General features: G+C 61.1%; 17 protein-coding genes and 2 pseudogenes. 11 read left to right on the forward strand and 8 right to left on the reverse strand.

The window, feature by feature from the left end:
• Positions 1-217 precede the first annotated feature (217 nt).
• Positions 218-859, reverse strand: a complete 642-nt coding sequence (gene phaR, locus HQ394_RS03305) for a polyhydroxyalkanoate synthesis repressor PhaR (protein WP_456151524.1) — start codon at positions 857-859, stop codon at positions 218-220.
• Between the two features lie 393 nt (positions 860-1,252).
• On the opposite strand from phaR, the gene HQ394_RS03310 reads away from it, so the two are divergent.
• The 5 genes from HQ394_RS03310 (at position 1,253) to HQ394_RS03330 (ending at position 7,519) form a co-directional block, all read left to right on the forward strand.
• Positions 1,253-2,149, forward strand: coding sequence for a 3-hydroxyacyl-CoA dehydrogenase family protein (locus tag HQ394_RS03310; RefSeq protein ID WP_223291815.1), 897 nt, complete (start codon positions 1,253-1,255; stop codon positions 2,147-2,149).
• Between the two features lie 170 nt (positions 2,150-2,319).
• On the forward strand, positions 2,320-3,219 hold the full coding sequence (gene yddG, locus HQ394_RS03315; protein ID WP_223291816.1) for an aromatic amino acid exporter YddG: 900 nt from the start codon (positions 2,320-2,322) through the stop codon (positions 3,217-3,219).
• Between the two features lie 142 nt (positions 3,220-3,361).
• A complete protein-coding gene (gene cysD, locus HQ394_RS03320; RefSeq protein ID WP_190262020.1) occupies positions 3,362-4,156 on the forward strand; it encodes a sulfate adenylyltransferase subunit CysD in 795 nt (264 codons plus the stop codon).
• A gap of 1 nt (position 4,157) precedes the next feature.
• Positions 4,158-6,080, forward strand: coding sequence for an adenylyl-sulfate kinase (gene cysC, locus HQ394_RS03325; RefSeq protein WP_190262021.1), 1,923 nt, complete (start codon positions 4,158-4,160; stop codon positions 6,078-6,080).
• A gap of 11 nt (positions 6,081-6,091) precedes the next feature.
• Complete coding sequence (locus HQ394_RS03330; protein WP_190262022.1) at positions 6,092-7,519, forward strand: mannose-1-phosphate guanylyltransferase/mannose-6-phosphate isomerase; 1,428 nt, start codon at positions 6,092-6,094, stop codon at positions 7,517-7,519.
• A gap of 103 nt (positions 7,520-7,622) precedes the next feature.
• Here the strand turns inward: HQ394_RS03330 and HQ394_RS03335 are convergent, their stop codons facing one another.
• Together HQ394_RS03335 and gloB are read right to left on the reverse strand one after the other, a co-directional pair.
• A complete protein-coding gene (locus HQ394_RS03335; protein ID WP_190262023.1) occupies positions 7,623-8,234 on the reverse strand; it encodes a glutathione S-transferase in 612 nt (203 codons plus the stop codon).
• 150 nt (positions 8,235-8,384) lie between these two features.
• Positions 8,385-9,152, reverse strand: a complete 768-nt coding sequence (gene gloB, locus HQ394_RS03340) for a hydroxyacylglutathione hydrolase (RefSeq protein WP_190263098.1) — start codon at positions 9,150-9,152, stop codon at positions 8,385-8,387.
• 95 nt (positions 9,153-9,247) lie between these two features.
• On the opposite strand from gloB, the gene HQ394_RS03345 reads away from it, so the two are divergent.
• The gene (locus HQ394_RS03345) at positions 9,248-9,961 is read left to right on the forward strand and encodes a class I SAM-dependent methyltransferase (protein ID WP_190262024.1); all 714 of its coding nucleotides are present in this window, start codon (positions 9,248-9,250) and stop codon (positions 9,959-9,961) included.
• A gap of 29 nt (positions 9,962-9,990) precedes the next feature.
• Here HQ394_RS03345 and metW read toward each other — a convergent pair whose 3' ends face one another.
• Together metW and metX are read right to left on the reverse strand one after the other, a co-directional pair.
• Entirely contained in the window at positions 9,991-10,614 is a 624-nt protein-coding gene (metW, locus tag HQ394_RS03350; RefSeq protein ID WP_223291817.1) for a methionine biosynthesis protein MetW, read from the reverse strand.
• A 10-nt stretch (positions 10,615-10,624) separates the two neighbouring features.
• Positions 10,625-11,746 (reverse strand): annotated as a pseudogene (gene metX, locus HQ394_RS03355) (homoserine O-acetyltransferase MetX); the annotation flags it as partial.
• 222 nt (positions 11,747-11,968) lie between these two features.
• Here metX and HQ394_RS03360 point away from each other — a divergent pair.
• From HQ394_RS03360 to HQ394_RS03370, 3 genes are read left to right on the forward strand one after another with little or no spacing between them, the layout of a single operon-like run.
• The gene (locus HQ394_RS03360) at positions 11,969-12,898 is read left to right on the forward strand and encodes a chorismate mutase (RefSeq protein ID WP_190262027.1); all 930 of its coding nucleotides are present in this window, start codon (positions 11,969-11,971) and stop codon (positions 12,896-12,898) included.
• Entirely contained in the window at positions 12,895-13,983 is a 1,089-nt protein-coding gene (gene hisC, locus HQ394_RS03365) for a histidinol-phosphate transaminase (RefSeq protein WP_190262028.1), read from the forward strand. The genes HQ394_RS03360 and hisC overlap by 4 nt, the downstream gene beginning before the upstream one ends.
• Before the next feature lie 3 nt (positions 13,984-13,986).
• The gene (locus HQ394_RS03370; RefSeq protein ID WP_190262029.1) at positions 13,987-14,904 is read left to right on the forward strand and encodes a prephenate/arogenate dehydrogenase family protein; all 918 of its coding nucleotides are present in this window, start codon (positions 13,987-13,989) and stop codon (positions 14,902-14,904) included.
• 876 nt (positions 14,905-15,780) lie between these two features.
• Here HQ394_RS03370 and HQ394_RS03380 read toward each other — a convergent pair.
• Positions 15,781-16,728: a hypothetical protein gene (locus HQ394_RS03380; protein ID WP_190262031.1), complete on the reverse strand. Its 948-nt coding sequence runs from the start codon at positions 16,726-16,728 to the stop codon at positions 15,781-15,783.
• Between the two features lie 208 nt (positions 16,729-16,936).
• On the opposite strand from HQ394_RS03380, the gene HQ394_RS03385 reads away from it, so the two are divergent.
• Positions 16,937-17,119: a Thivi_2564 family membrane protein gene (locus HQ394_RS03385; RefSeq protein WP_190262032.1), complete on the forward strand. Its 183-nt coding sequence runs from the start codon at positions 16,937-16,939 to the stop codon at positions 17,117-17,119.
• A 130-nt stretch (positions 17,120-17,249) separates the two neighbouring features.
• Here the strand turns inward: HQ394_RS03385 and HQ394_RS03390 are convergent, their stop codons facing one another.
• Entirely contained in the window at positions 17,250-19,247 is a 1,998-nt protein-coding gene (locus HQ394_RS03390) for an acyltransferase family protein (RefSeq protein WP_190262033.1), read from the reverse strand.
• Positions 19,248-19,796: 549 nt separating this feature from the next.
• On the opposite strand from HQ394_RS03390, the pseudogene HQ394_RS03395 reads away from it, so the two are divergent.
• Positions 19,797-21,161, forward strand: a pseudogene (locus HQ394_RS03395) (IS1182 family transposase).
• On the opposite strand, the gene HQ394_RS03400 reads toward HQ394_RS03395, so the two are convergent.
• Complete coding sequence (locus tag HQ394_RS03400) at positions 21,158-21,862, reverse strand: GFA family protein (protein ID WP_190262034.1); 705 nt, start codon at positions 21,860-21,862, stop codon at positions 21,158-21,160. The pseudogene HQ394_RS03395 and the gene HQ394_RS03400 sit on opposite strands and share 4 nt — an antisense overlap.
• Positions 21,863-22,288: the final 426 nt, after the last annotated feature.

The following is a 22,288-nucleotide window of genomic DNA, read 5'->3' on the forward strand; positions in this document are numbered from 1 at the left end:
AAAGACTCAATCGCAGCACCGAAAGTTACAAAGTTATGGTGAAAGAAATCGTCAACTGAAGATTAAACAGCCGCATTTGCGGGCGGTAGCGAGAGTCACGCGGCCACATACGGGGAATACCAACTGTATCTCTGTGATATTTGCCGGCACCGCCGATGCGTTGCCAAAATGCTGCGATGGCGAAGAATCGTTTTCCGGCCCACAGGGTGGCGCGTGGCTACTTACCGCGATCTGCCTTCAGCGTATTCAGCTGCTCCTGAATGCTGTCGAGCTGATGCCGCAGCTCGTCGATGCGGGTGTCGGTCGTCCCCGGAACGCTGTCATTCGGTGCAACAGACGTCCTGTCCTTGCGCTCGCCGTCGCCTGCTTCTGGCGGGTAGAACGGCGTGAACATACGCATCGCCTGCTCGAACAGCGCCAATTGCTGTTTACCCATTTCCTCGAAGGTGGCGAAAGGCATCAGCGGGTCGAAGGTGCCGCGCATGTAACTGCGCATATTCTCCTGATTGTGGGCGAAAGCTTGCATCACCTGCTCGAGATAGCGTGGCACAACCACCTGCAGACTATCGCCATAGAAGCTGATCAAATGCCGTAAGAAGCTGACGGGCAGCATGCTGTGCCCCTTAGCTTCCTCTTCGACAATGATATGCGTCAGGACCGAGCGGGTAATGTCCTCGCCGGTCTTTGCATCATATACCGCGAAGTCCGCACCGGCCTTAACCAACTGCGAAAGATAATCAAGCGTTACATNAGCAAAACTCGTCGCGGTATTGTACAAGCGACGGTTGGCATATTTCTTGATCGTGATCTGACTGCGGTCCGCTGCCTCGACCGTGTCCATGCGCGCCTGATCGTTCATCCCTGAGAAATCCGTCTCCGCCACTGGCGGGTAGTAGCGCAGATGAGTATCGGCAAAAACGTTGTGCAATGCAATATCTGCTGCAGCCGCTGGGGCACTCTGCTGCGAACAAATGCTCGCCACCCGTCAGTCGTTCCCGCAGACGATCGCGATGACGCGCGTGCGAAGTGATATTGCTTTCCGGGCGAAAGCGGCTATTGCTATTCAGTAGCGCCACGTTGGGGGCAGGCAGGGGTCAGGCCTCTGCCACCGCAGCACCGACGGGATTACTGCGGGCACTCAGGCTTGACCAAGGTGTTCCGTGGCGTTCCGCCCCCGTTTTGCGGCCACACACCGGCCTCCTCCCTCCATCCTGCGCTTGCGGCGCGCCAAAAACGATAGGGGATAAAAATGATGGAAATTCGGACGGTCGGTATCATCGGCACGGGTACGATGGGGCTCGGCATCGCTCAAGTGTGTGCGCAATCAGGATTCAACGTCATTGCGGTCAAGGCGACGCCCGGTTCCTGGGAAAAGGCGAAGGCATCGCTGGAAGGTGGCCTCAACAAGTCGGTCGAGCGCGGCAAGATGGCAGCGGCGGATCGTGACGCGCTGGTAGGGCGAATCACCTTCACCACCGACGAGCGCGCCGTCGCCGACTGCGACCTGATCATCGAGTCGATCATCGAGGACCTGCAGACGAAGAAGGACCTCTTCCGTCGCCTCGAGGCAATCTGCCGCCCGGATACCTTGCTCTGCACCAACACTTCGACCCTCTCGGTCACGGCGATGATGGCGGTTTGCAAGCATCGCAGCCGGGTGGCCGGCCTTCACTTCTTCAATCCCGCGCCGGTGATGAAGTTGGTGGAAGTCATCCACGCCTTCGAGACGTCCGAAGAGGTGATTGAGACACTCGATCAGTTCTGCAAGACGATCAGCAAGGGCCCGGTGATCGTCCAGGATACCACCGGTTTTATCGTCAACCGCCTGCTGACACCGTACATGCTGAACGCGATCCGGATGTTGGAGCGCGGCACCGGAACGATCGAAAGCATCGATCAGGCAATGAAGACGGGCGCAGCCCATCCCATGGGGCCGTTCGAACTCGCCGACTACATCGGCCTCGATGTGGTCGAAGCGATGGCGCACAACATCTTCGAAGACGTCCGCCACGAACACCACGCCCCGCCGCATACGCTCACCCGTCTCGTCCAGCTGGGTTACCTCGGACGCAAGACCGGCAAAGGTTTCTATGACTATGCGCAGAAGCCACCGGTGCAAAATCCGCAACTGTTGCGGCCGGTGACTTGAGCCACGGCCGAGGTCACGAACCGACCGAGGCCCCCTGTCGCGTAGCCGACCGGACACAGGTAGCCGTGCCCGGTCGCGCTACCACTCAGACACCTTTCCCGGCGCAGCCGCCCGCGGACGGCGGCGGCGCCGGGGCTTCGGCAAACCACCCTCCTTCGCCTCCTCCTTCCGTGCGCGCCACCCTCATTGGCATGATTGCCGCCGGCCTGTGGGCGACGATTCCACTGCTGGCTACCTTCACTGCAACGATTCCGCCGCTGCAACTGATGGCTTTTGCCTTCGGGATCGCCTTCACCGCCACCGTCGGGCGCTGGACCCTGCAACGACGCCCTATCCGCAGATGCTTCAGTTATCCCCCGCGCGCCTGGGCGATCGGCCTCGGCGGCATTTTCGGCTGGCACTTCTGTTACTTCCTGGCGGTACGCCACGCCCCGGTCGCCGAAGCGAGCCTGATCAACCATACATGGCCCTTGCTGATCGTGGTGTTTTCGGCGCTGCTGCCGGGTGAACGATTGCGCTGGTGGCACATCGCCGGGGCCACGGCGGGATTGGCCGGCACCGTGCTGTTGGTCACTGACAGCACCAGCCTGTCGCTTAAGATGCAATACGCTTATGGCTACGCGCTGGCATCGGCATGTGCGCTGATCTGGGCGACCTATACCCTCCTCAACCGCCGCTTCGCGCGTGCAGTATCGACGGAGGCGGTAGGAGCCTATTGCGGCGCTGCAGCGGCACTGGCCCTGCTCGGCCATCTGGCGCTGGAGCTTAGCGTGTGGCCGCGCGGATGGGCTTGGCTGGCGATCCTCGCTCTCGGCGTGGGGCCGCTTGGCCTCGCATTTTTTGCTTGGGATTATGGAACCAAACACGGTGATATTCGTGTGCTCGGCGCCGCCTCATACCTCACCCCGCTCTTGGCCGCTGGCCTGCTCGTTCTTGCCGGCCGTACCGAGGCCAATTGGTCGTTGGTGATGGCCTGTCTGTTGATTACCGGCGGCGCCGTGATCGCCGCCGCGGATCTGCTGATCGCCGCACGAGGAGGCCCGCGAACGCGTCAGGTGCAGCCTGATTGACACGCGTCAGCAAAAAACGGTGTCCAATCGGGGCGACAGCGGAAGTTTGTTGCGGTGCAATATCTGGACTTGATGACGAAAACCCATTATTAGCTTCGGCCTAGCGGGCCTTTTGGAATAACCAGGAGTTGGCGATCTTCTCATGGACCACCTAGATGTCCTAGAAAGTAAATCAATTTACATCATTCGTGAAGCCTTTAATCGAATCGACAAGCTGGCAATGCTGTGGTCGATTGGTAAAGACTCAAACGTAATGTTGTGGTGTGCACGGAAAGCGTTCTTTGGTCATATTCCATTTCCGCTTCTCAACATTGATACCGAGAAGAAGTTTGCGGAAGTTTACGAGTTTCGCGATCGCATAACTAAGGAATGGAATCTGGACGTGCGCATCGGCGGCTGCCCGCCGGTGGAAGAAATGGATCAGTCCCTGCCGCCGGCAGCGCGCTCTGCGGCGCGAAAGACTGCCGGCCTGAAAAGGCTGATCGCTGAAGGTAGTTATACTGGACTGATTGCTGGCATCCGGCGCGATGAAGAAGGAACGCGGGCGAAAGAGCGGGTATTCAGCCCCCGTTCGGAAACCAATACGTGGAACTTCCGTGATCAGCCACCCGAGTTCTGGGATCAGTTCAACACCGAGTTTGCGCCAGGTACGCACGTGCGCGTTCACCCGCTGTTGCACTGGACCGAGATGGATATCTGGCTCTATACGCGACGCGAAAACATTCCGTTAGTACCACTGTACTTTGCCAAGGACGGCAAGCGGTATCGCTCACTTGGCGATCAGGACATTACCTTCCCGGTGGATAGCAACGCCGACACCATCGATGCCATCATCGAAGAGCTGAAATATTCCAAGGTGGCCGAACGCGCCGGCCGCGCCATGGATCACGAGGCGGAAGATTCCTTCGAGCGTCTCCGTGCGGATGGGTACCTGTAAGATGACAAAATCGCTCGACAGCAGCACTTCTCGCATCAGCGAAGAGCAGATTCAGACCACTCTGCCTTTGAAGATCGTCATCGTCGGCCACGTCGATCACGGCAAGTCCACCCTCGTCGGTCGTCTGTTCCATGATACCGGCTCGATTCCCGACGGGAAGGTGGAATCCATTCGCGCCATGTGCGACCGCCGTGGCATGCCCTTCGAGTGGGCCTTCATCCTCGACGCGTTGCAGGCTGAGCGTGATCAGGGCATCACCATCGACATCTCGCAGATCTTCTTCCGTACCCAGCATCGCCACTACGTGCTGATCGATGCGCCGGGCCATCGCGAGTTCGTCAAAAACATGATCACCGGCGCCGCGCAGGCCGATGCCGCGGTACTGGTTGTCGACGGCCGGGATGGCATGCAGGAGCAGACCCGGCGCCACGCCTACCTCCTCCACCTGCTCGGACTGCACCAGATCGTCGTCGCCATCAACAAGATGGACCTCGTCGGCTGGTCGGAAGCGCGCTTCCATGAGGTCGCAACCGAGGTCCGTGAATACCTGGACGACCTTGGCCTCGACCTGCAGCACATTATGCAGATTCCTGTCTCCGCCCGTGACGGCGACAACATCGTCGCTCGCTCCACAGAGACCCCCTGGTACAGCGGTCCGACGCTGACCGACGCCCTGGATACCTTGCAACCACCGGTGGGTTCGCTCGATCTGCCGTTGCGGTTCCCGGTCCAGGATGTCTACAAGTTCGACGACCGGCGCATCCTCGCCGGGCGCATCGAGAGCGGCCACCTGCGCAAGGGCGACACCATCCTGTTCTCGCCCTCGAACAAGCAGGCTCGTGTTGCCTCGATCGAGACTTGGCCGTCCAAGGACGAAGTTCTCGCCGTTCGCGCCGGTCAGTCGGTGGGCATCACCCTGGACGAGCAACTGTTCGTCGAACGCGGCGAGTTCATCAGTCTGCCCACCAATCCGCCGATGCTGACCAACGTCTTCCGCGGCCACATCTTCTGGCTTGGCCGCGAGCCGTTGATGGCGGGCAGAAAATACACGATGAAGTTGTGCACAGCCGAGTATCAGGTCGAAGTCGAGAAAGTCGAGCGCGTGATCGACGTAGCAGATCTCGGCACCAGCGTCATCGACCGGGTGGACCGCAACGCCGTCGCCGAGGTGATCTTACGATCACGCCGCCAGATTGCTGTCGATCCCTTCGATCACAACATGCACACCGGCCGGTTTGTCCTCGTTGACAATTACGAGATGGTCGGTGGCGGTCTGATCAGCATGGACGGCTATGCCGACCAGCGGCGCTCCCAGACAATCCGCTCGACCAACATTTTCCGCGTTGAACACACCATCCCGCTTGAAGCGCGTTGGGAAGCCAATGGTCACAAGAGCGGCATCCTGTGGATGACAGGCCTGTCGGGTGCTGGCAAATCTACCCTGGCGTTCGCCCTTGAGCACTACCTGTTCAAGAAAGGCTATCTGGTCTACGTCCTCGATGGCGACAACGTTCGCCACGGCTTGTGCTCGGATCTGGGCTTTTCGCCCGAGGACCGGGTGGAAAACATCCGTCGTGTCGGCCAGGCGGCTGGTCTATTCGCCCGGGCTGGCTATCTGGTGATCACCGCCTTCATTTCTCCCTATCGCGCCGATCGTGATCGGGTCAGGGCGTTGGCACCGGAAATGTTCCACGAAATCTTCGTCGATGCCGAGTTGGGCATCTGCGAAACGCGTGATCCGAAGGGTCTGTACAAAAAGGCCCGTCGCGGCGAAATTGAAGAGTTCACCGGAATTACTGCTCCCTACGAGCCACCTGCGTTGCCGGAGCTTCGCATCGACACTTCAGCACAGTCGATCGAGGACAGTGTGGCTATGCTCAGCGACTACGTATTGTCTACGTTCTCTCTCGCCAGCAACCGTTAGCGGAGGCCTCGATGTCCGAACTGGTCTACCCAGTAATTTTGTCCGGAGGTGCGGGTACGCGGCTTTGGCCGCTATCCCGGGCGATGCGCCCGAAGCAATTGCTGCCTCTCGTCACCGAGAACAGCATGCTTCAGGAAACCGTAAGCCGGGTGACTGGGAGCCAGTTCGGTCCACCGACGATCGTTTGCAATGGCGAGCACCGCTTCATGATCGCCGAGCAAATGCGTACCGTCGGGACCGAAACCACCGCCATCATCCTTGAACCGGAAGGCCGCAACACGGCACCGGCGGTCGCAGTTGCCGCCATGCTCCTCGCCAAGCAGGATCCTGACGCGATCATGCTGGTCCTGCCCTCGGACCACGTGATCACCGACAGACCCGGGCTGCACGCGGCGGTTGCAACCGCCGTGGCGGCGGCGCGTCAAGGTGCCCTGGTGACCTTCGGCATCCGCCCCAGCGCCGCGGAAACCGGCTACGGCTACATTTGCCGCGGCGGTGCCTTTGACGGGGTTCCCGGGTGCTACCAGATCGAACGGTTCGTCGAGAAGCCGGACCAGGCGACGGCCGAATCCTATCTGCAGGATGAGGCCTATTCCTGGAACAGTGGCATGTTCGTCTTTCCGGTACGGCTGCTGCTCGACGAGATCAGTCGGCTGAAACCGGAGCTGCTTGCCGCCNNTTGCCGGCATTCGCTCACCCGTGCCGTCAAGGACCTCGATTTCACCCGCCTCGATCCGGAGGCCTTCGCCAAGGCCGAGTCCATCTCCATCGACTACGCGGTGATGGAACAAACCGACAAGGGCGTGGTCGTCCCTGCCGACTTCGGTTGGAGCGACGTGGGTTCCTGGTCGGCGCTGTGGGAAATCAGCGACCAGGATAGTAACGGCAACGTCTTTCTCGGGGATGCACTGGCGCTTGACTCGCGCAACTGCTACCTCCGCAGCGACGGCAACCTCATTGCCGCAATCGGCGTCGAGGACTTGGTGATCGTCGCCACCGACGACGTGATCCTCGTAGTGCCGCGCAACCGGGCGCAGGATGTCCGGCGCCTCGTCAGTGAAGTGGAGCGAGCGGGACGGACGGAGCACTACGTCCATACCAAGGTCTTCCGCCCCTGGGGTTGGTACCAGTCGATTCACGATGGCCATCGCTTCCAGGTGAAGGAAATTACCGTCGATCCNGGCCACCGCCTCAGCCAGCAGATGCACCATCATCGGGCCGAGCACTGGATCGTCGTCAGCGGCACTGCCCGGGTGACCCGTGGCAATGAGAGCTTCTACATCACCGAGGACCAGTCCACCTACATTCCCCACAATACCGTCCACTGCCTGGAAAACCCCGGCAAGATCCCGCTGCGCATGATCGAAGTGCAGTCGGGCCCGTATCTGGGTGAGGACGACATCATCCGCTTCGAGGATCAATACGGCCGGGTCAACTAGCACCCAGCCTCGGGCATGATGCCGGCGCGGTGGCGCACGCCACCGCGCGTATTGTATGCATTGCCGGTCGTCAACTCGCGGACCGCCGAAACGCTGCGCTTACTCACGCCTCGAAATGGGCGGTGGCCAGCATCGAAGGCCTTGTCACGAAGATGTTGTACCACGCGGCAAGGGTCGGCCGGCTGGCCCGCCAGTTTTCTTCGGGAAAGCGATAGTCGAGCCAACCGAGGGCGCAACCGATGGCGATCTGGCCGATGGTCAACGGCTCATCATTGAACGACGCGGCCTCGGTGTCGAGCGCATCCAGGCCACGCACAACCTTCGACCATTGCCGCTCGATCCATCCCGGCCAACGAAACTCCTCCGGGCGCACGACGTTTTCCAGCCGGCAGAGGACAGCGGCATCGAGGATGCCGTCAGCCAATGCCTGTTGACGCAGCGCCTGCCACAACGCCGGCTCGCGCTCGGGAAACAGCGGCGTGCCGGCATGCAGGCTATCGAGGTATTCGCAGATGACCGGCGNATCGTAGAGCATCCGCCCGTCCTCGGTGCGCAATGCGGGTATCTTGCCAAGGGGATTAACGGCGAGGAAGTTGGCGTCTGGCGCATAGACGTTGGTCGAAAGCCGCTCAATGACGGCATCGAGACCGGTTTCGATGGCGACAACAAGCACCTTGCGAGCATAAGGCGAGGTGGTCGAAAAATAGAGCTTCATCAATTTGTCCCTCGGCAGAGATGTCCGGCAGACGTAGCGGCTGCGTCACCTAGCACGAAAGCAATCCGTGCGGTATGGGAGCCTTCTGAGACCACGGGTCATCGCCATCTGAGGCCGCTGGCGCAGCGTCGATCACCCTCGCCTTCGCGGCTAGAAATCATCCTTGCGGCGGCGGATGGCAGCGAAGGTGGCCACGGCGTCGCCGCTGGCGGCCACCGTTCGCTGCAATGCCGGGACATCGGCGCGCAGAAACGGGTTGGCCGCTTTCTCCGTGCCAAGCCACGACGGCACGGTCGGCCGCCCTGCCCGACGCAACGCGGCCACTTCCGCCGCCCGCGCCTGCAAAGCAGCGTTGTCCGGTTCCACCGTCAGCGCAAAGCGGGCATTGCTTTCGGTGTATTCGTGCGCACAGTAGACGGCGGTAGCGTCCGGTAGCGCCCGCAGCTTGCATAGGCTCGCCCACATCTCGGCCGGCGTGCCTTCAAACAGGCGGCCGCAGCCGAGCGAGAACAGTGTGTCGCCGCAGAAGCATCCCCGNNCGGCGGCAAACCAGTAGGCAATATGGCCGATGGTATGACCGCTGACCGCGATCACCTCCGCTACCGCATCGCCCACCGCAACGCGATCGCCCTCGCTCACCGCCAAATCGATCCCGGGAATACGCGCCGCATCGGCGCGATTGCCGACGATGCTACAGCCGGTCGCTGCCTTCAGGGCGAGATTTCCGCCAACATGATCGTGGTGGTGATGGGTGTTGAGAATGTGCGTCAGCCGCCAGCCACGGTGATCAAGTGCGTCCAGCACCGGTTCCGCCAGCGCCGGATCGACCACCGCTGTCGCCGCCGTCGCCCGGTCGTGAATAAGGTAGACGTAATTATCACGTAGGACCGCGAGTTGTTCGATTTCGATACTGGTCATCGCCTGCTTGCCGTGAACGCGAGTGACGTAGTGCCATCGACGCTGTCGCGCGAGACTACCATCGGCGGCAAGCAGTGCGCTAGATTGCGTCAATCATGTGGACCGACGTTATCAACCTCCGCGACTTTTACAGCAGCAGCCTCGGCCGGGTCGCCCGGCGGATGATCGGCCGTCGCCTCCGCACCCTGTGGCCGGATCTGCGCGGCTTCTCCGTCCTCGGCGTCGGCTACGCCTTGCCCTTTCTCAGTGTCTTTCGCGGCGAGGCCGAGCGTATCGTCGCCGCGATGCCGGCGGGCCAAGGTGTCCAGCATTGGCCAACTGACGGCCTTGGCCTGTCGGTGCTGGTAGACGAAACGACTCTGCCGCTGCCCGATCGCTCCATCGATCGGGTGCTGCTGGTACACGCGATCGAATGCGCCGACCACAGCCACGACATGATGCGCGAGCTGTGGCGAGTGCTCGCCGACGGCGGCCGGATGATCGTCATCGCTCCCAATCGCCGCGGCCTCTGGGCGCGCTTCGAGCGCACCCCCTTCGGCCACGGCCGCCCCTACTCCCAGTCGCAGTTGTCAGCCAACCTGCGCGAAGCGATGTTCAATCCGTACAATGCATCGTCGGCGCTGTTCGTGCCGCCGGTGCGATCGCGGATGCTGCTCTCGGCGGCGCCGGCGTGGGAGGAAATCGGCCAGCGCTGGTTTCCCACCTTCTCCGGTGTGGTCGTCTTCGAGGCGACAAAACAGATCTACGGTATGTACCTCGGCGAGCGTCCCGTTCGCGCGCGATCCTACGTCATCGCCGACCCGGGCTGAGGTGAGCGGCTTCGCTGCCGTTGCCACATTCAGGAGCGCAGCAGGAAAATCGCCTGCTCGCCACAGAGATTAGCCAGCGTCAGGCTGCGGCCAAGCTGCCGCGGCCGACCGCGATGATCAATGAACAGGCCGCGCTCGATGATGGCGCCCCGCTCCTGGCACAGGATGACGAAATCGCGGATCGTGCACAGATGGATGTTGGGGCTGTCATACCAGGAATGAGGCAAGACGCGACTGCTCGGCATCCGGCCTGAAACAAAAAAGCCCCAGCGCAGCCGCAGATAGCCGAAATTGGGCATCGAGACGATGACCCGCCGACCAATGCGCAGCAACTGGGTCAGCGTCACCAGCGGTGCGTTAACCGCTTGCATCGTCTGACTGAGGACGACGTAGTCGAAGGCTTTGTCCGGATAGTCGAACAGATCGGTGTTGGCGTCGCCCTGGATCACCGGTAACCCGACACTGACGCAGGCGTTGACGCCCTCTGGCGACAACTCGATGCCGCGGCCATCGACCCCTTTCAGGTGAACCAGATAATCGAGCAGCGCACCATCGCCGCAGCCCACGTCGAGCACGCGCGAGCCGGGCTGGATCATGTCGGCGATTAGCTGCAGGTCGACGCGATCGCCCCGCGGCCGCGCTGCTCCGGCCACTTGTCCTCGTTCACCGGCGACTGAGCCCCAGCTGCTGCGCGGCACCGCCGAGGAAGCCGGCGAGAACCCTGTGAAACTCTGGCTCGTCCATCAGGAACGCATCATGGCCATTGTTGGAGACAATTTCGGCAAAGCTGACATTGGCGGCAACCGCATTCAGTGCGTGAACAATGCGGCGGCTCTGCACGGTGGGATAGAGCCAGTCGCTGGTAAAGGAGACGACGCAAAAGCGCAACTTGGTGCCGTGGAAGGCATTGGCCAACACGCCATCATAGCGGGCTGCAAGATCAAAGTAGTCCATCGCCCTGGTGATATAAAGGTAGCTGTTGGCATCGAAGCGCTCGACAAAAGTGCTGCCCTGGTGGCGAAGATAGCTTTCCACCTGGAAATCGGCACCGAAGCCATAGGAAATGTTCGGCCGGTTCTGCAGGTTACGTCCGAACTTCTCGTGCAGCTTCGGCTCGGACAGATAGGTAATGTGCGCCGCCATCCGCGCCACGGCGAGACCGCTGTCGGGGGTGGTGCCGAAGCGCCAGTAATTGCCGTGGTGCCAGTCGGGATCGGCCATGATCGCCTGACGCCCCACCTCGGCGAACGCGATGTTCTGCGCCGTGTGGTGCGCCGCGGTGGCGATGGGAATGGCGGCAAACANCCGCTCTGGATAGAGCGCCGCCCACTCCAGAACCTGCATGCCGCCCATCGAGCCGCCGATCACCGCGAAGACGCGCTCGATGCCGAGGTGGTCGAGCAGCATCGCCTGCGCCCGCACCATGTCGGCGATGGTGATGACCGGAAACGACAGCCCCCACGGCTCACCGGTGCCGGGATTGATCTCCGGCGGTCCGGCCGAACCCATGCAGCCGCCGAGAACGTTGGCGCAGATGATAAAATAGCGCTCCGTGTCGAGGATGCGACCGGGGCCAATCAGCAGTGTCCACCATCCGGGCTTATTGGTCACCGGATGGATGTCGGCGACGAACTGATCGCCGGTGAGCGCGTGACAGACGAGCACAGCGTTGGACTTTTCGGCGTTCAGCCGACCGTAGGTCTGGTACGCAACCGGAAAGTTGCGTAATTCCACCCCACAGTCGAGCTTCAACGGCCGCTCACCGCCAAGACAGACGCGGTGCCCCGGCCAAAGCCCTGAGGCTCTCCAGGGAAGGAGTTACCGATAGTCCCACTCAAAGGGGTAAACGCCACAGTTTATTCCCGACAGACCCGGATTGGCTCCGGTTGCTAAGTAAGGTGCTACCTCAATGTCAATGTTTTCTTTGCCTTCGCAAGACCAGAGCATTAAGACTAGCCGCTTGTCAGGACCTTCGGTCCACCTGCAACGGCATTTCCGGAATCTGCGATGACTGGTGAGTCGGCACTGGAGACAGTGCGCAAAGACATCGATGCCATCGATACGGCCATCCACGATCTGATCATCCGCCGCACTCAGTTGGTGGAACAGGTGCGGCGAATCAAGGAGGAGTGGGCGGTCAAGATCCAACCGTCTCGTGAAGCGGAGATCATCTACCGCCTGTTGGCGCGGCACAATGGTCCTTTTCCCAAACGCGAGCTGGTGGCCATCTGGCGCCTGCTGATCACCGCGACGCTGTCCTTCGAGGGTCCCTTTTCGGTCGCCGTCTACGTGGCCGGCGACGATGCCGCCTACTGGGATTTGGCGCGCGACCATTTCGGCCAGTTCACTCCGATCGCCCGCCATGGCACCGTGCGGGGCGTCATCGAGGCGGTGCGCCGGCAGGAAGCCTCGGTTGGCGTGCTGCCGCTGCCAACGCAGGACGATGCCGATCCCTGGTGGCGTCACCTGCTTTCGAGCCACGCCGACGCGCCCAGGATCATTGCCCGGCTGCCATTCGCCGGTCCCGCCAACGGCCGTGGCGGCGCACTGGAAGCGCTGGTAATCTGCCCGGTGATCGTCGTACCCACCGGCCGCGATCGAGTGCTGATTGCGGCGGAAACCTATGCCGATCTGACGCTGCCCCAGTTTGCCGCGGCACTGCGCCGGGCCGATCTCACGCCATCGTTCACCGCCTCGTGGCAGGAAACCGAGCCACCGCATCCGCGCTTGTTTGTGGCCGAACTCGATGGTTTCGTCAGCGCCGGCGACGAACGGCTTCAACAGGTGCAGGACCGCCTTGGCAAATCGCTGAACCGATTGCTCTGGCTCGGCGGTTACGCTACCCCGCTCGGCAGCGAGGAACTGGGGGCCGGCTGGAGTGCGCCCACCGTCGCCATGCCACGACCGCCTCGCAGCGAAGGAGCTTCATCCTCTTGACCGACCTCTCCCCCCGCCCCGGCATCCTCGGCATCCGTCCTTACGTCGGCGGCGAATCGTCGATACCCGGTCGTGAGCGGGTGATCAAGCTGGCCTCGAATGAGAACGCCTTCGGCCCGAGCCCACGCGCCGCCGAAGCGATTCAGGCGTCGCTACCCAAAGTGCATCGCTACCCGGACGGCAATTGCCTGACGCTGCGGCTGGCGATCGCCGACTACGAGCGGCTTGATGCCGAGCGGATTGTCTGCGGTGGCGGCTCGGACGATATCATCACCCTGCTCACCCGTGCCTTTGCTGGGCCGGGTGATACCGTTCTCTATACACAGCACGGTTTCCTCATCTATCCGATTTCCGCCCAGAGCGTCGGTGCCCAGCCGATCGCGGTGCCGGAGACGAATCTCACCGCCGACGTGGATGCTTTGCTTGCGGCGCTCGACGAGCGGACGCGCATCGTCTTCATCGCCAATCCCAACAACCCCACCGGCAGCTACCTGCCCGCCTCCGAGATGGCACGGCTGGCCGATGGCCTTCCCGCCGATGTGTTACTGGTCGTCGACGCGGCGTATGCCGAGTACGTGGGCCGCAGCGATTACGCCGACGGCCGGGAACTGGTGGACCGCGGCAACGTCGTCGTCACCCGCACCTTCTCCAAGATCTACGGTTTGGGCGGTGTCCGCCTGGGTTGGGGATACTGTCCACCGGCGATCGCCGATGTGCTCAATCGCTTGCGCAACCCCTTCAACGTCTCAAGCCTGGCACAGGTGGCGGGATTGGCGGCACTCAGTGACCGCGCCTTCGTCGAGCGCAGTCGCAGTCATAATACCCAATGGCGGGATTGGCTGAGTGATGAGTTGCGCACGATCGGGCTTCAGGTCCTCCCCAGCGTCGCCAACTTCATCCTGGTCCGTTTTCCCACCGAAGCGGGGAAAGATGCAGCGGCCGCGGACGCCTTTCTCAAACAGCATGGAATCATCGTTCGCCGTGTCGTTGCCTACGGTCTGCCCGATTGCCTGCGCATTACGATCGGCCTGGCGGAGGAGATGCATGCGGTGGCGACGACGTTGCGCGCGTTTGTCGGGAATTAGACGATGACCAGCACGCCCTCCGTGGCCGGTTCGGCCGCACCCTTATATTTCGAGCGGATCGCGCTGCTCGGTATCGGCCTCATTGGTTCGTCGTTGGCGCATGTGGTCCGCCGCCACAAACTCGCCGGTCATATTGCCGTCTCCGCGCGCACCCATGCGACGCTGGATAAAGCGACGGAACTGGGAATCGCCGATTCCACCACCACCGACGCGCGGCAGGTGGTGGAAGATGCCGACTTGGTGGTGATCTGCGCCCCGCTGGGGGCTTACCGGGAGATCGCTGCGGCGATGGCGCCGGGCTTGAAGCCGGGAGCCATCGTCACCGATGTCGGCTCGGCAAAGCAGTGCGTGATCGACGACGTGGCACCACACCTGCCGCCGGGGGTGCATTTCGTGCCGGCGCATCCCGTTGCCGGGACGGAATACTCAGGCCCCGAGGCCGGCTTTGCCGAACTGTTCGAGGGACGCTACTGCATCGTGACGCCAGAAGACACCGCCGACCCGGCGGCGGTGGCGACGGTCATCGCCCTTTGGGAACTTGCGGGGATGCGTGTCGAGCGCATGTCAGCGCGCTATCACGACCAGGTGCTGGCGCTGACGTCGCATCTGCCGCATCTCATCGCCTATACCATCGTCGGCACCGCTACCGATCTCTCGGCGCAGTTGGAACTGGAGGTGGTGAAATACTCCGCCGGCGGTTTCCGCGATTTCACCCGCATCGCCGCGTCGGATCCGATCATGTGGCGGGATATTTTTCTCAAAAACCGCGAAGCGGTGNNTTTGGAAATGCTCGGACGGTTTTCCGAGGACCTGACGGCGCTGCAGCGAGCGATCCGTTGGGGTGAGGGTGAGACGCTGCACAAGTACTTCACCCGGACGCGCGACATTCGCCGCCGCATCATCGCCGCCAAACAGGCCTAGGGTTGGACCGACCCTGACCGGGCTCTGCTGCGGTCACCCCGGGAATTCCCCGGGGTTCCGATGGTCACCACGGCTGGGAAACCCAGCTGCAATGCTTACGATCGTAACGACGCCAATCGCGCCGTCCGCCACTGCCGCTATCGCAGTGTGAACCGCGGCGGAAGCGGCTCATTGTACGCGGCCAAGCGAGCACCGTTGAAGCAGTGGCATCTCGCCGCAAGGGGATGTCAGTCGGTGCCGCCGCCGGCCAAGTCCCAATAGCGTGAAGGATCGAGCAGCGTTTCCTCCGTCGGCACCGGCTGCCGGCGCAGGCCATCAAACTCGGCCTCAAAGGCCAACGTCGTGGTTTCGGGCTGCCCCTCTCTGATGGTCGAGTCGGTTCGTCGGACGCGTCGAAGAAACTGGACATTATTCAATCTCCCAGGATGATCAGGCAATCGTGGATCAAAGGTGGCGGTAGGTTAGGCCGACCGCCTCGGCGTTTGCTGTTCCCGTCGCTGCGATCCGTCGTAATCGCGAGACCCAAGTCGGCGTCCGGCGCCGCCTGCAACGGTCGATGGAGGAAAGTAACGCCGCGGTGGTCATACCGTCCGGGTGGGTTCCCTAATCAAGAACGATGCGGTTGGGAAGGCTGCCGTGTCCTCGCATCGGGAACTTGATCGAACGAATATCAAAACCGCGGCGTGTAGTTTCATTCCATCATTGCAAACGCGTTTGAGTCGTAAAATTAGGCGAGAGACGGACATCTGTCGATGCCGAAACATCGCACCTGCCGCGCCTTCGCCACATTCCGCACAGCTGTTGCGTTCCGGTACTAGGTCGTCGCCGGGCATGCCAAGGCTACGCCGTACTGGAGGTCAAACTCAGGGTGTTGAACTACGAGAGATAAACGGTGAGCGGCTTTGCCCAGCGAAAGGCGTGGACCAACCCGCCCGCATCTTCGATCGAGCGCTGGATCTGCGAAATCCGCGGCGGTGACACGGAGGCGGCTGCAGCCACTTCCTTCAGCGACAGATTGGCGCCGCGACGCAGCAGGTAAACTGCGGCCTGAAAGACGTCGGCGCGCTCGTGGCGATTGAGTACCGACGTTTCGCTAACGCCGGCCGCTTCGGCGATGGCGGCGATGATTGCCTCTTTGGTCGGACGATCCGGGTGCAGCATCGCGTCCGGCACTTGGTCGGCGGGCAGATCGCGGATGCGCGCCGCCATATCGCGCAGGAACGCATTGTCGCCAAGATACATCTGTGCCCGCACATCGAGCAGGGGTGATGGCACCGCCTTACCCTCGGCCACGTAGCTGCGATAGCCCTTGCGCGGCCCCTCCTCCGCGCCGGCAAAAGCCTCCAGAACCGGCGCCGCCGCCAGCCAGGAGGGCGGGTTGCGGTCCTTGCCGATCGGCCGGTGACTGCTCCAGAACCACTGACCCGGTCGCTTGCAAAGGCTGCCACGAACCGGAGCCCAGGCGAGATCACGGACCATGGGTAGCAGATAGGTCGCGGCGTCGACGACGATCGCCCTGTAGCGACCCTGGAAGAGGTGGCCGTTACGGCCGTAATGGCGGTTGAACCACTGCGAGTAGACGGCGTTCAGCCGGCCGATGCCACGACCCAGGTTGGCCTCCGGCGTCTGTACCAGCAGCCGGTATTCAGCCTCGAGCAGACAGTAGGCAAAGCATGTCCAGCGCGCCTGCGCCACCTCCCGGCCGAGCAACAGCAGAAATTGCTCGCGGTCGCCGTCTTTGAGGAAGATCGGCTGTCCGGCGTTGCCGCGCGCGCTGACGTGGTAGAGCGCGCCCGGATACTCAAGGCGCAGGGGTCGAGACATGATGCGATCATGTTAGCAGAGGCGGCGGGCGACGGAAAGCCGTTGACCCTCGTACCGGCAGCGACGGCTTTACCCCGAATCATCGGCAGGAAGGGTGTAAGCGGTGGAACGATGATCCACTACCGCACGTTATCAGGGTTTACCGATCCCGTTCACGCACGCAGCACCGAGCGCGTGCACAGTTCGATCTACCGGAGGAGAATCCACGATGTCGCTTGTCTCTATCATTATTGCTTTGATCGTCGTCGGCGTCGTCCTGTGGGCGATCAACACCTACATTCCAATGGATGGAAAGATCAAAGGCATCTTGAATATCGTCGTTGTTGTCGGCGTCATCCTCTGGTTGCTGCAGAGCTTCGGCGTATTCAATTCCGCCATCACCGTGCACTAGACGCCGCGCACCGGGTGGCGCCGGGGTCCGGGTTGGCTTTGTCCCGATCGGCCGGCAACCGGCGTCATCTCAGGTGCTTGCACCCCATCGAGAAACTCCCCGGATGCCGGATGCTTCCGCCCGTCGCTCTCTATGGTGCCTTCGAGGGCGGTACGCTGTCATTTTGCACTTGGTGGATCGGCATCTGCTCCAGCAGGTTGTAGCGCTGGCCGAATTTCACTTCGCCGAGAGAGCTGAGATGATCGCCATCACTCCAATAGCTTCCATCGCAGCTGATCAAATCCTCGGGAAACTGGATGCGGAAAGCATCGTTTTGCGAAACGAACTTTATGTCTGAGCCGGCAACCGTCTTCGCAATGGCAGAATCAAGCGTGTTGAATACGTCATACTGATTTTTGCGCAGCGCAAATTTTGCATCACAACCTTGATGCACGATGTATTCAGCGCTGATATGCGGCTCTACGCGTGGGCCAAACCACGTCACCGGAACATATTTGGCAATCTTTTCCAAGTATTCGCGTACAGCCTTGATAAATTCCATATTTGGATAGACGCCTTCAACAGGCTCCCACAAAGGAATATTTGTAAATGTCTTCCTGTTTGCCAACTCCTTATCGGTCCTCAGCAAATAGAATCCTGCTTGCTCGAAGATAACTTCTTTAAATGCATTCGGGTTCTTGGTCACATACTGTAGAAAGTCATCGTACTGGCACCCGGGCGTCGGTGTATGAGGGCGACAGTGCACCCGGGTAACCCCGACAATAAACGGCATCCTCTCATTGGACGTGGTCACCACTCCAAACAGATCGATGGCATGACTGTCACCCAGAACCGCGACACCACGCCCGTATTTCTGATAGCAGGCATCGATACGAGACCGCACCGATTGACCGAGGCTGGGAACATTAAAGCGGCAATCATGATTGTCCTGTTGGTTCTCAAGGTCCGCCGCCGCCTTGATCAGCCCATAAGTCTTCTGCACGCTGGCGGATTGCTGTCTGAGCCAGAACGACTCGTAACCATTCTTCAGGTGGCCCAGCAGACCAATGGCGATGAAGCATGCTGCGACGACGCCACTGGAGGCAAAGATGAACTGCCGACTGACCCTTTTCTTGTTGCGAAACGGACTTTCCACGTAGCGCCAAGTAAGGTAGGCGAGCGGAATGGTGACAAGGCACAAGATGCCCATTTCAACCATCGACGGCGCGGAAATGCTACGATGCCGCGCAAAAGCGAGCAGCGGTTGGTGCCACAAATACGCGCTGTAACTGATAAGTCCGATGCCAACGACCAGACGGTGACCAAGGATAGCGGAGACGAGGGTGCCGGGCTGGGTGAACAGGATAATCAGCACGGCGCCAATGGTTGGTGCCAGTGCGTACAGGCTCGGAAACGGCGTCTCTTCACTGAAGGCAAATACGGAAAACGTGATGAGGCCCAAGCCGAGAAGGCTGAGTACCTGACTGACGCGCGGATCAAAGCGCGCGTCACTATTGCGGTTGAAATACAAGGCGACCAGAGCGCCGAAGAGCAACTCCCAGACGCGTGTGGGCAGCAGGAAGAACGCCGCGGCAGCATCCTTGGACACCAGCCATTGGGCGAGAGCCAAACTCATAATGGCAATAATGACGAAGGATAACATGATCCAGCGCTTGCCAAGGCGCCACATAACTATAAGAAACAAAGGGAAAAATATATAGTATTGTTCTTCGACTGCCAGACTCCAGGTATGCAGCAGCGGCTTCAGTTCAGCTGCCGCGTCGAAATNATCCCTCTCTCTCCAAAACAGTATATTCGACGAAAACGTTGATACTGCGACAATGCTTTGGAAGAAATCCTTCAAATCACGTGGCAGCAGCCACATGAAAGCAAACGGAATACACGCCGCCACAACCAAAAACAATGCTGGAAGAATGCGCCGCGCTCGCCGCTCGTAGAAGGTCGAAATACGGAAATTTCCCTCGTCCATGTCGGCAAGGATGATGGACGTTATGAGATAGCCGCTTATAACGAAGAAAATGTCAACGCCAACAAAGCCGCCAGCGAATAATCCAAACCCAGCATGGAACAAGATTACCGGGAGTACTGCAAGAGCCCGTAATCCATCAATTTCAGCACGATAGCGCATGAACAACCTGCTCTGACATCGGAGTTGAATCTGTGCCTCGCTTGCTTGAATAGCCCGCGTTTGCACAGTGATGCTTTGACCTTGTCCGTTTCCCTATCTGTACTGCACCGCTCCAAATCTTAGCAGCACCAGAGCACTTCTGGTCGTACAGTTTAAGCTAAAATACCACTTTTAGTGGCCTTCCGATTTAATCGCGACACTATCGTCGCTGAGCGAAGCATCGCTCTTTGGGGGCAGAATGCATCTTCGTGGCAATACTTGCGCCATGATATTCAACTTACATAGATATCGCCGCCAACTGCTGCATGTGGGCGCACCCTCCACCCGACACAGTCTCCTAAATACCATCAAGCCGATTAGCCCGTCTATCGTTGGCGAATTGCGCGCACGCTTACGGCCGCGGTGCATGCAATATCGCCACGCTTACCCCGACACGCGCGAACTCGGAGAAAAACGCCCTAGCAGCCTGTCGGACTTAACGCGAGGCGGAGCTGTGGGTTATAGAATCCGGGCATGGATTCACGCCCCCCGGCCCGGACCTCTTCGGCNATGAGCAACTTCCGCCCGATCGACCGCGACAGCGGATTTCTGATGCCGCCGTCGGTGGACGAGTGGCTTCCGCAGCGGCACTTGGCGCGGTTCGTGGTGGAGGTGATCGCGGGGCTGGATCTGCGGCCGATGACCGGCAGCTACCGTGGCTCTGGGGAAGCGTCCTACCACCCCAGCCTTCTGCTGGGCATTCTGATCTACGGCTACGCCACCGGGGTGTTCTCCAGCCGCAAGCTGGAGCGGGCGACCTATGACAGCGTGGCGTTCCGCTTCATCGCGGCGAACGATCATCCGGACCATGACACCATCGCCGCGTTCCGCCGACGCTTTCTGCCGCAGATCGAGAAGCTGTTCGTCCAGGTGCTGGTGCTCGCGCGCGAGATGGGCGTGCTGAAGCTGGGAACGGTCGGGCTCGACGGGACCAAGGTCCACGCCAATGCCAGCCGGCACAGCGCGCTGTCCTATGACCATGCGGGCAAGCTGGAGGCCCAACTGCAGGCCGAAGTGGCCGATCTCATGGCCAAGGCAGAAGCGGCGGACNNCAGGTGGACATCGCTGACGGCATGTCGATCCCCGACGAATTGGCGCGACGTGAGGAACGGTTGTCCAGGCTCGCCGAGGCCCGGGCGAAGATCGAGGCCCGCGCGAAGGAACGCTTCGAACGGGAGCAGGCAGACCATCAGGCGAAACTCGCAGCACGGGACGCCAAGGCAGCGGCCACCGGCAAGAAGCCCACGGGCCGTGAGCCGAAGCCGCCGGTGGCGACGNCCGCTGCCCACGGATCAGATCAATCTGACCGACGAGGAAAGCCGCATCATGGCGGTGGCGGGCGGCGGTTTTGAGCAGTGCTACAATGCGCAGGCGGCGGTGGCGGCGGGCAGTCTGCTGGTGGTGGTCGCCGACGTGGTGCAGGCGCCCAACGACAAGCAGCAGCTTACACCCATGCTGGACAAGATCGGCACTCTGCCGGACGTGCTCGGCAGGCCGGACATGCTGTTGGCGGACAATGGCTACTTCAGCGAGGCGAATGTGCAGGCCTGTGTGGCCGGCGGGATCGAACCGCTGATCGCACTTGGTCGCGAGGCGCATCATCTCAGCCTGCAAGAGCGCTTCGCTGCGGCGCCACCGGCGCCCGAAGACCCCACCCCGGTTCAGGCGATGGCGTATCGGCTGCGCACGCCGCAGGGCCGCGCGCTCTACGCCCTGCGCAAGCAGACGCCCGAGCCAGTGTTTGGCATCATCAAGTCCGTGCTGGGGTTCCGGCAGTTCCTGCTGCGCGGGCTCAATGCCGCCCGTGGCGAGTGGAGGCTTGTGACCATGGCATGGAACCTGAAGCGGATGTTCGCCCTCAGCCGCGCCGTCTAGCCTGCGCGGCCAGTTCCGCAGGCGCGCCAGCGCGACCGCACCGCCCAAAATGGCGCTGACAGAGGCGCCGACGCACCGATCCCTACGCAGGTCCGGCGACGCCCGAGACGCAAGTCCGACAGGCTGCTAGCATGGCGATACCTGGAGGTGACCCGCCGGGGACGATATGCGACGGCATCGCCTTCCCAACGAACATTGCCATTCATCGGATTACGCCTGAAAGGTAATCCGACCGACGCGGGCTTGTATAAGATGTCGTCAAGCAATTGGTTATGAATCGGTTCTGTCAAAAGGACATTGGCGAACCACAGTTCTGTCCAGCGCCCAACCTTCTCAGCAGCGTTGAGTTCTTTTGGGGAGACGGGTTTTATCTTCCCAAATTTCACCCCGCCGTCAATGATCAGGACGTTTATCGCCGCAAAAACGTTTTCTGCTGTTTTATAGGCCCCTCCTATTAAGACACCACAGTTGCCGCAGAAAACCATATCGGCCGTACTGCTGCCCTGCCGATACCTGTGCAGAAATTTCTCGTCTCTTACGTGGATAACCAAGGAGCCGTTCGGATCGGACACATAGGAAGCGCCATGTTTGCGGCAAAAGTCGCAATCGCACGCCCGCGGATTGTACTCGTTCGGCGGCCGCGTCAACGCAAGTTCAACGCAGACGTTTCCACAATGGCAACTTCCTTTAAGTTCGTACATTGGTCGAGCGTGCCTCAATGGGTGACGACAACCAGACCTCACCGCAACGGCGCCACCGCCGTGTCGCGAGCAAACGGACACAGTGTACTCCCCAGCAAAGATATTCCTGGATCTGTTTCTGCCTCTGGCGACGCCAGTCATCCGTCGGATTGTGCCTGAAGGCGAATCCGACCGACGCGCGCTGTCCGCAATCGTTGACGTGCTGACGTTCGAGCACGCCGGCGGCGGGATAGGTGCGACGGCTCCCCCTCACCCGGCGCAAGAGCGCCGACCTCTCCCCGAGGGAGAGGTTAAGCTCCCTCTCCCGCCCGGTGGCGGGAGAGGGTCGGGGTGAGGGGCCGCCCGCATGGCATTTGCAGGGAAGGGCGACCGCCGCCGCGAGACGCTAGCCAGCATCGCCTGTGAGGCCGGCGCATCATCCGTCAG

The sequence above is a fragment of the Defluviicoccus vanus genome, assembly GCF_014672695.1.
GTDB lineage: Bacteria > Pseudomonadota > Alphaproteobacteria > Rhodospirillales > Defluviicoccaceae > Defluviicoccus > Defluviicoccus vanus.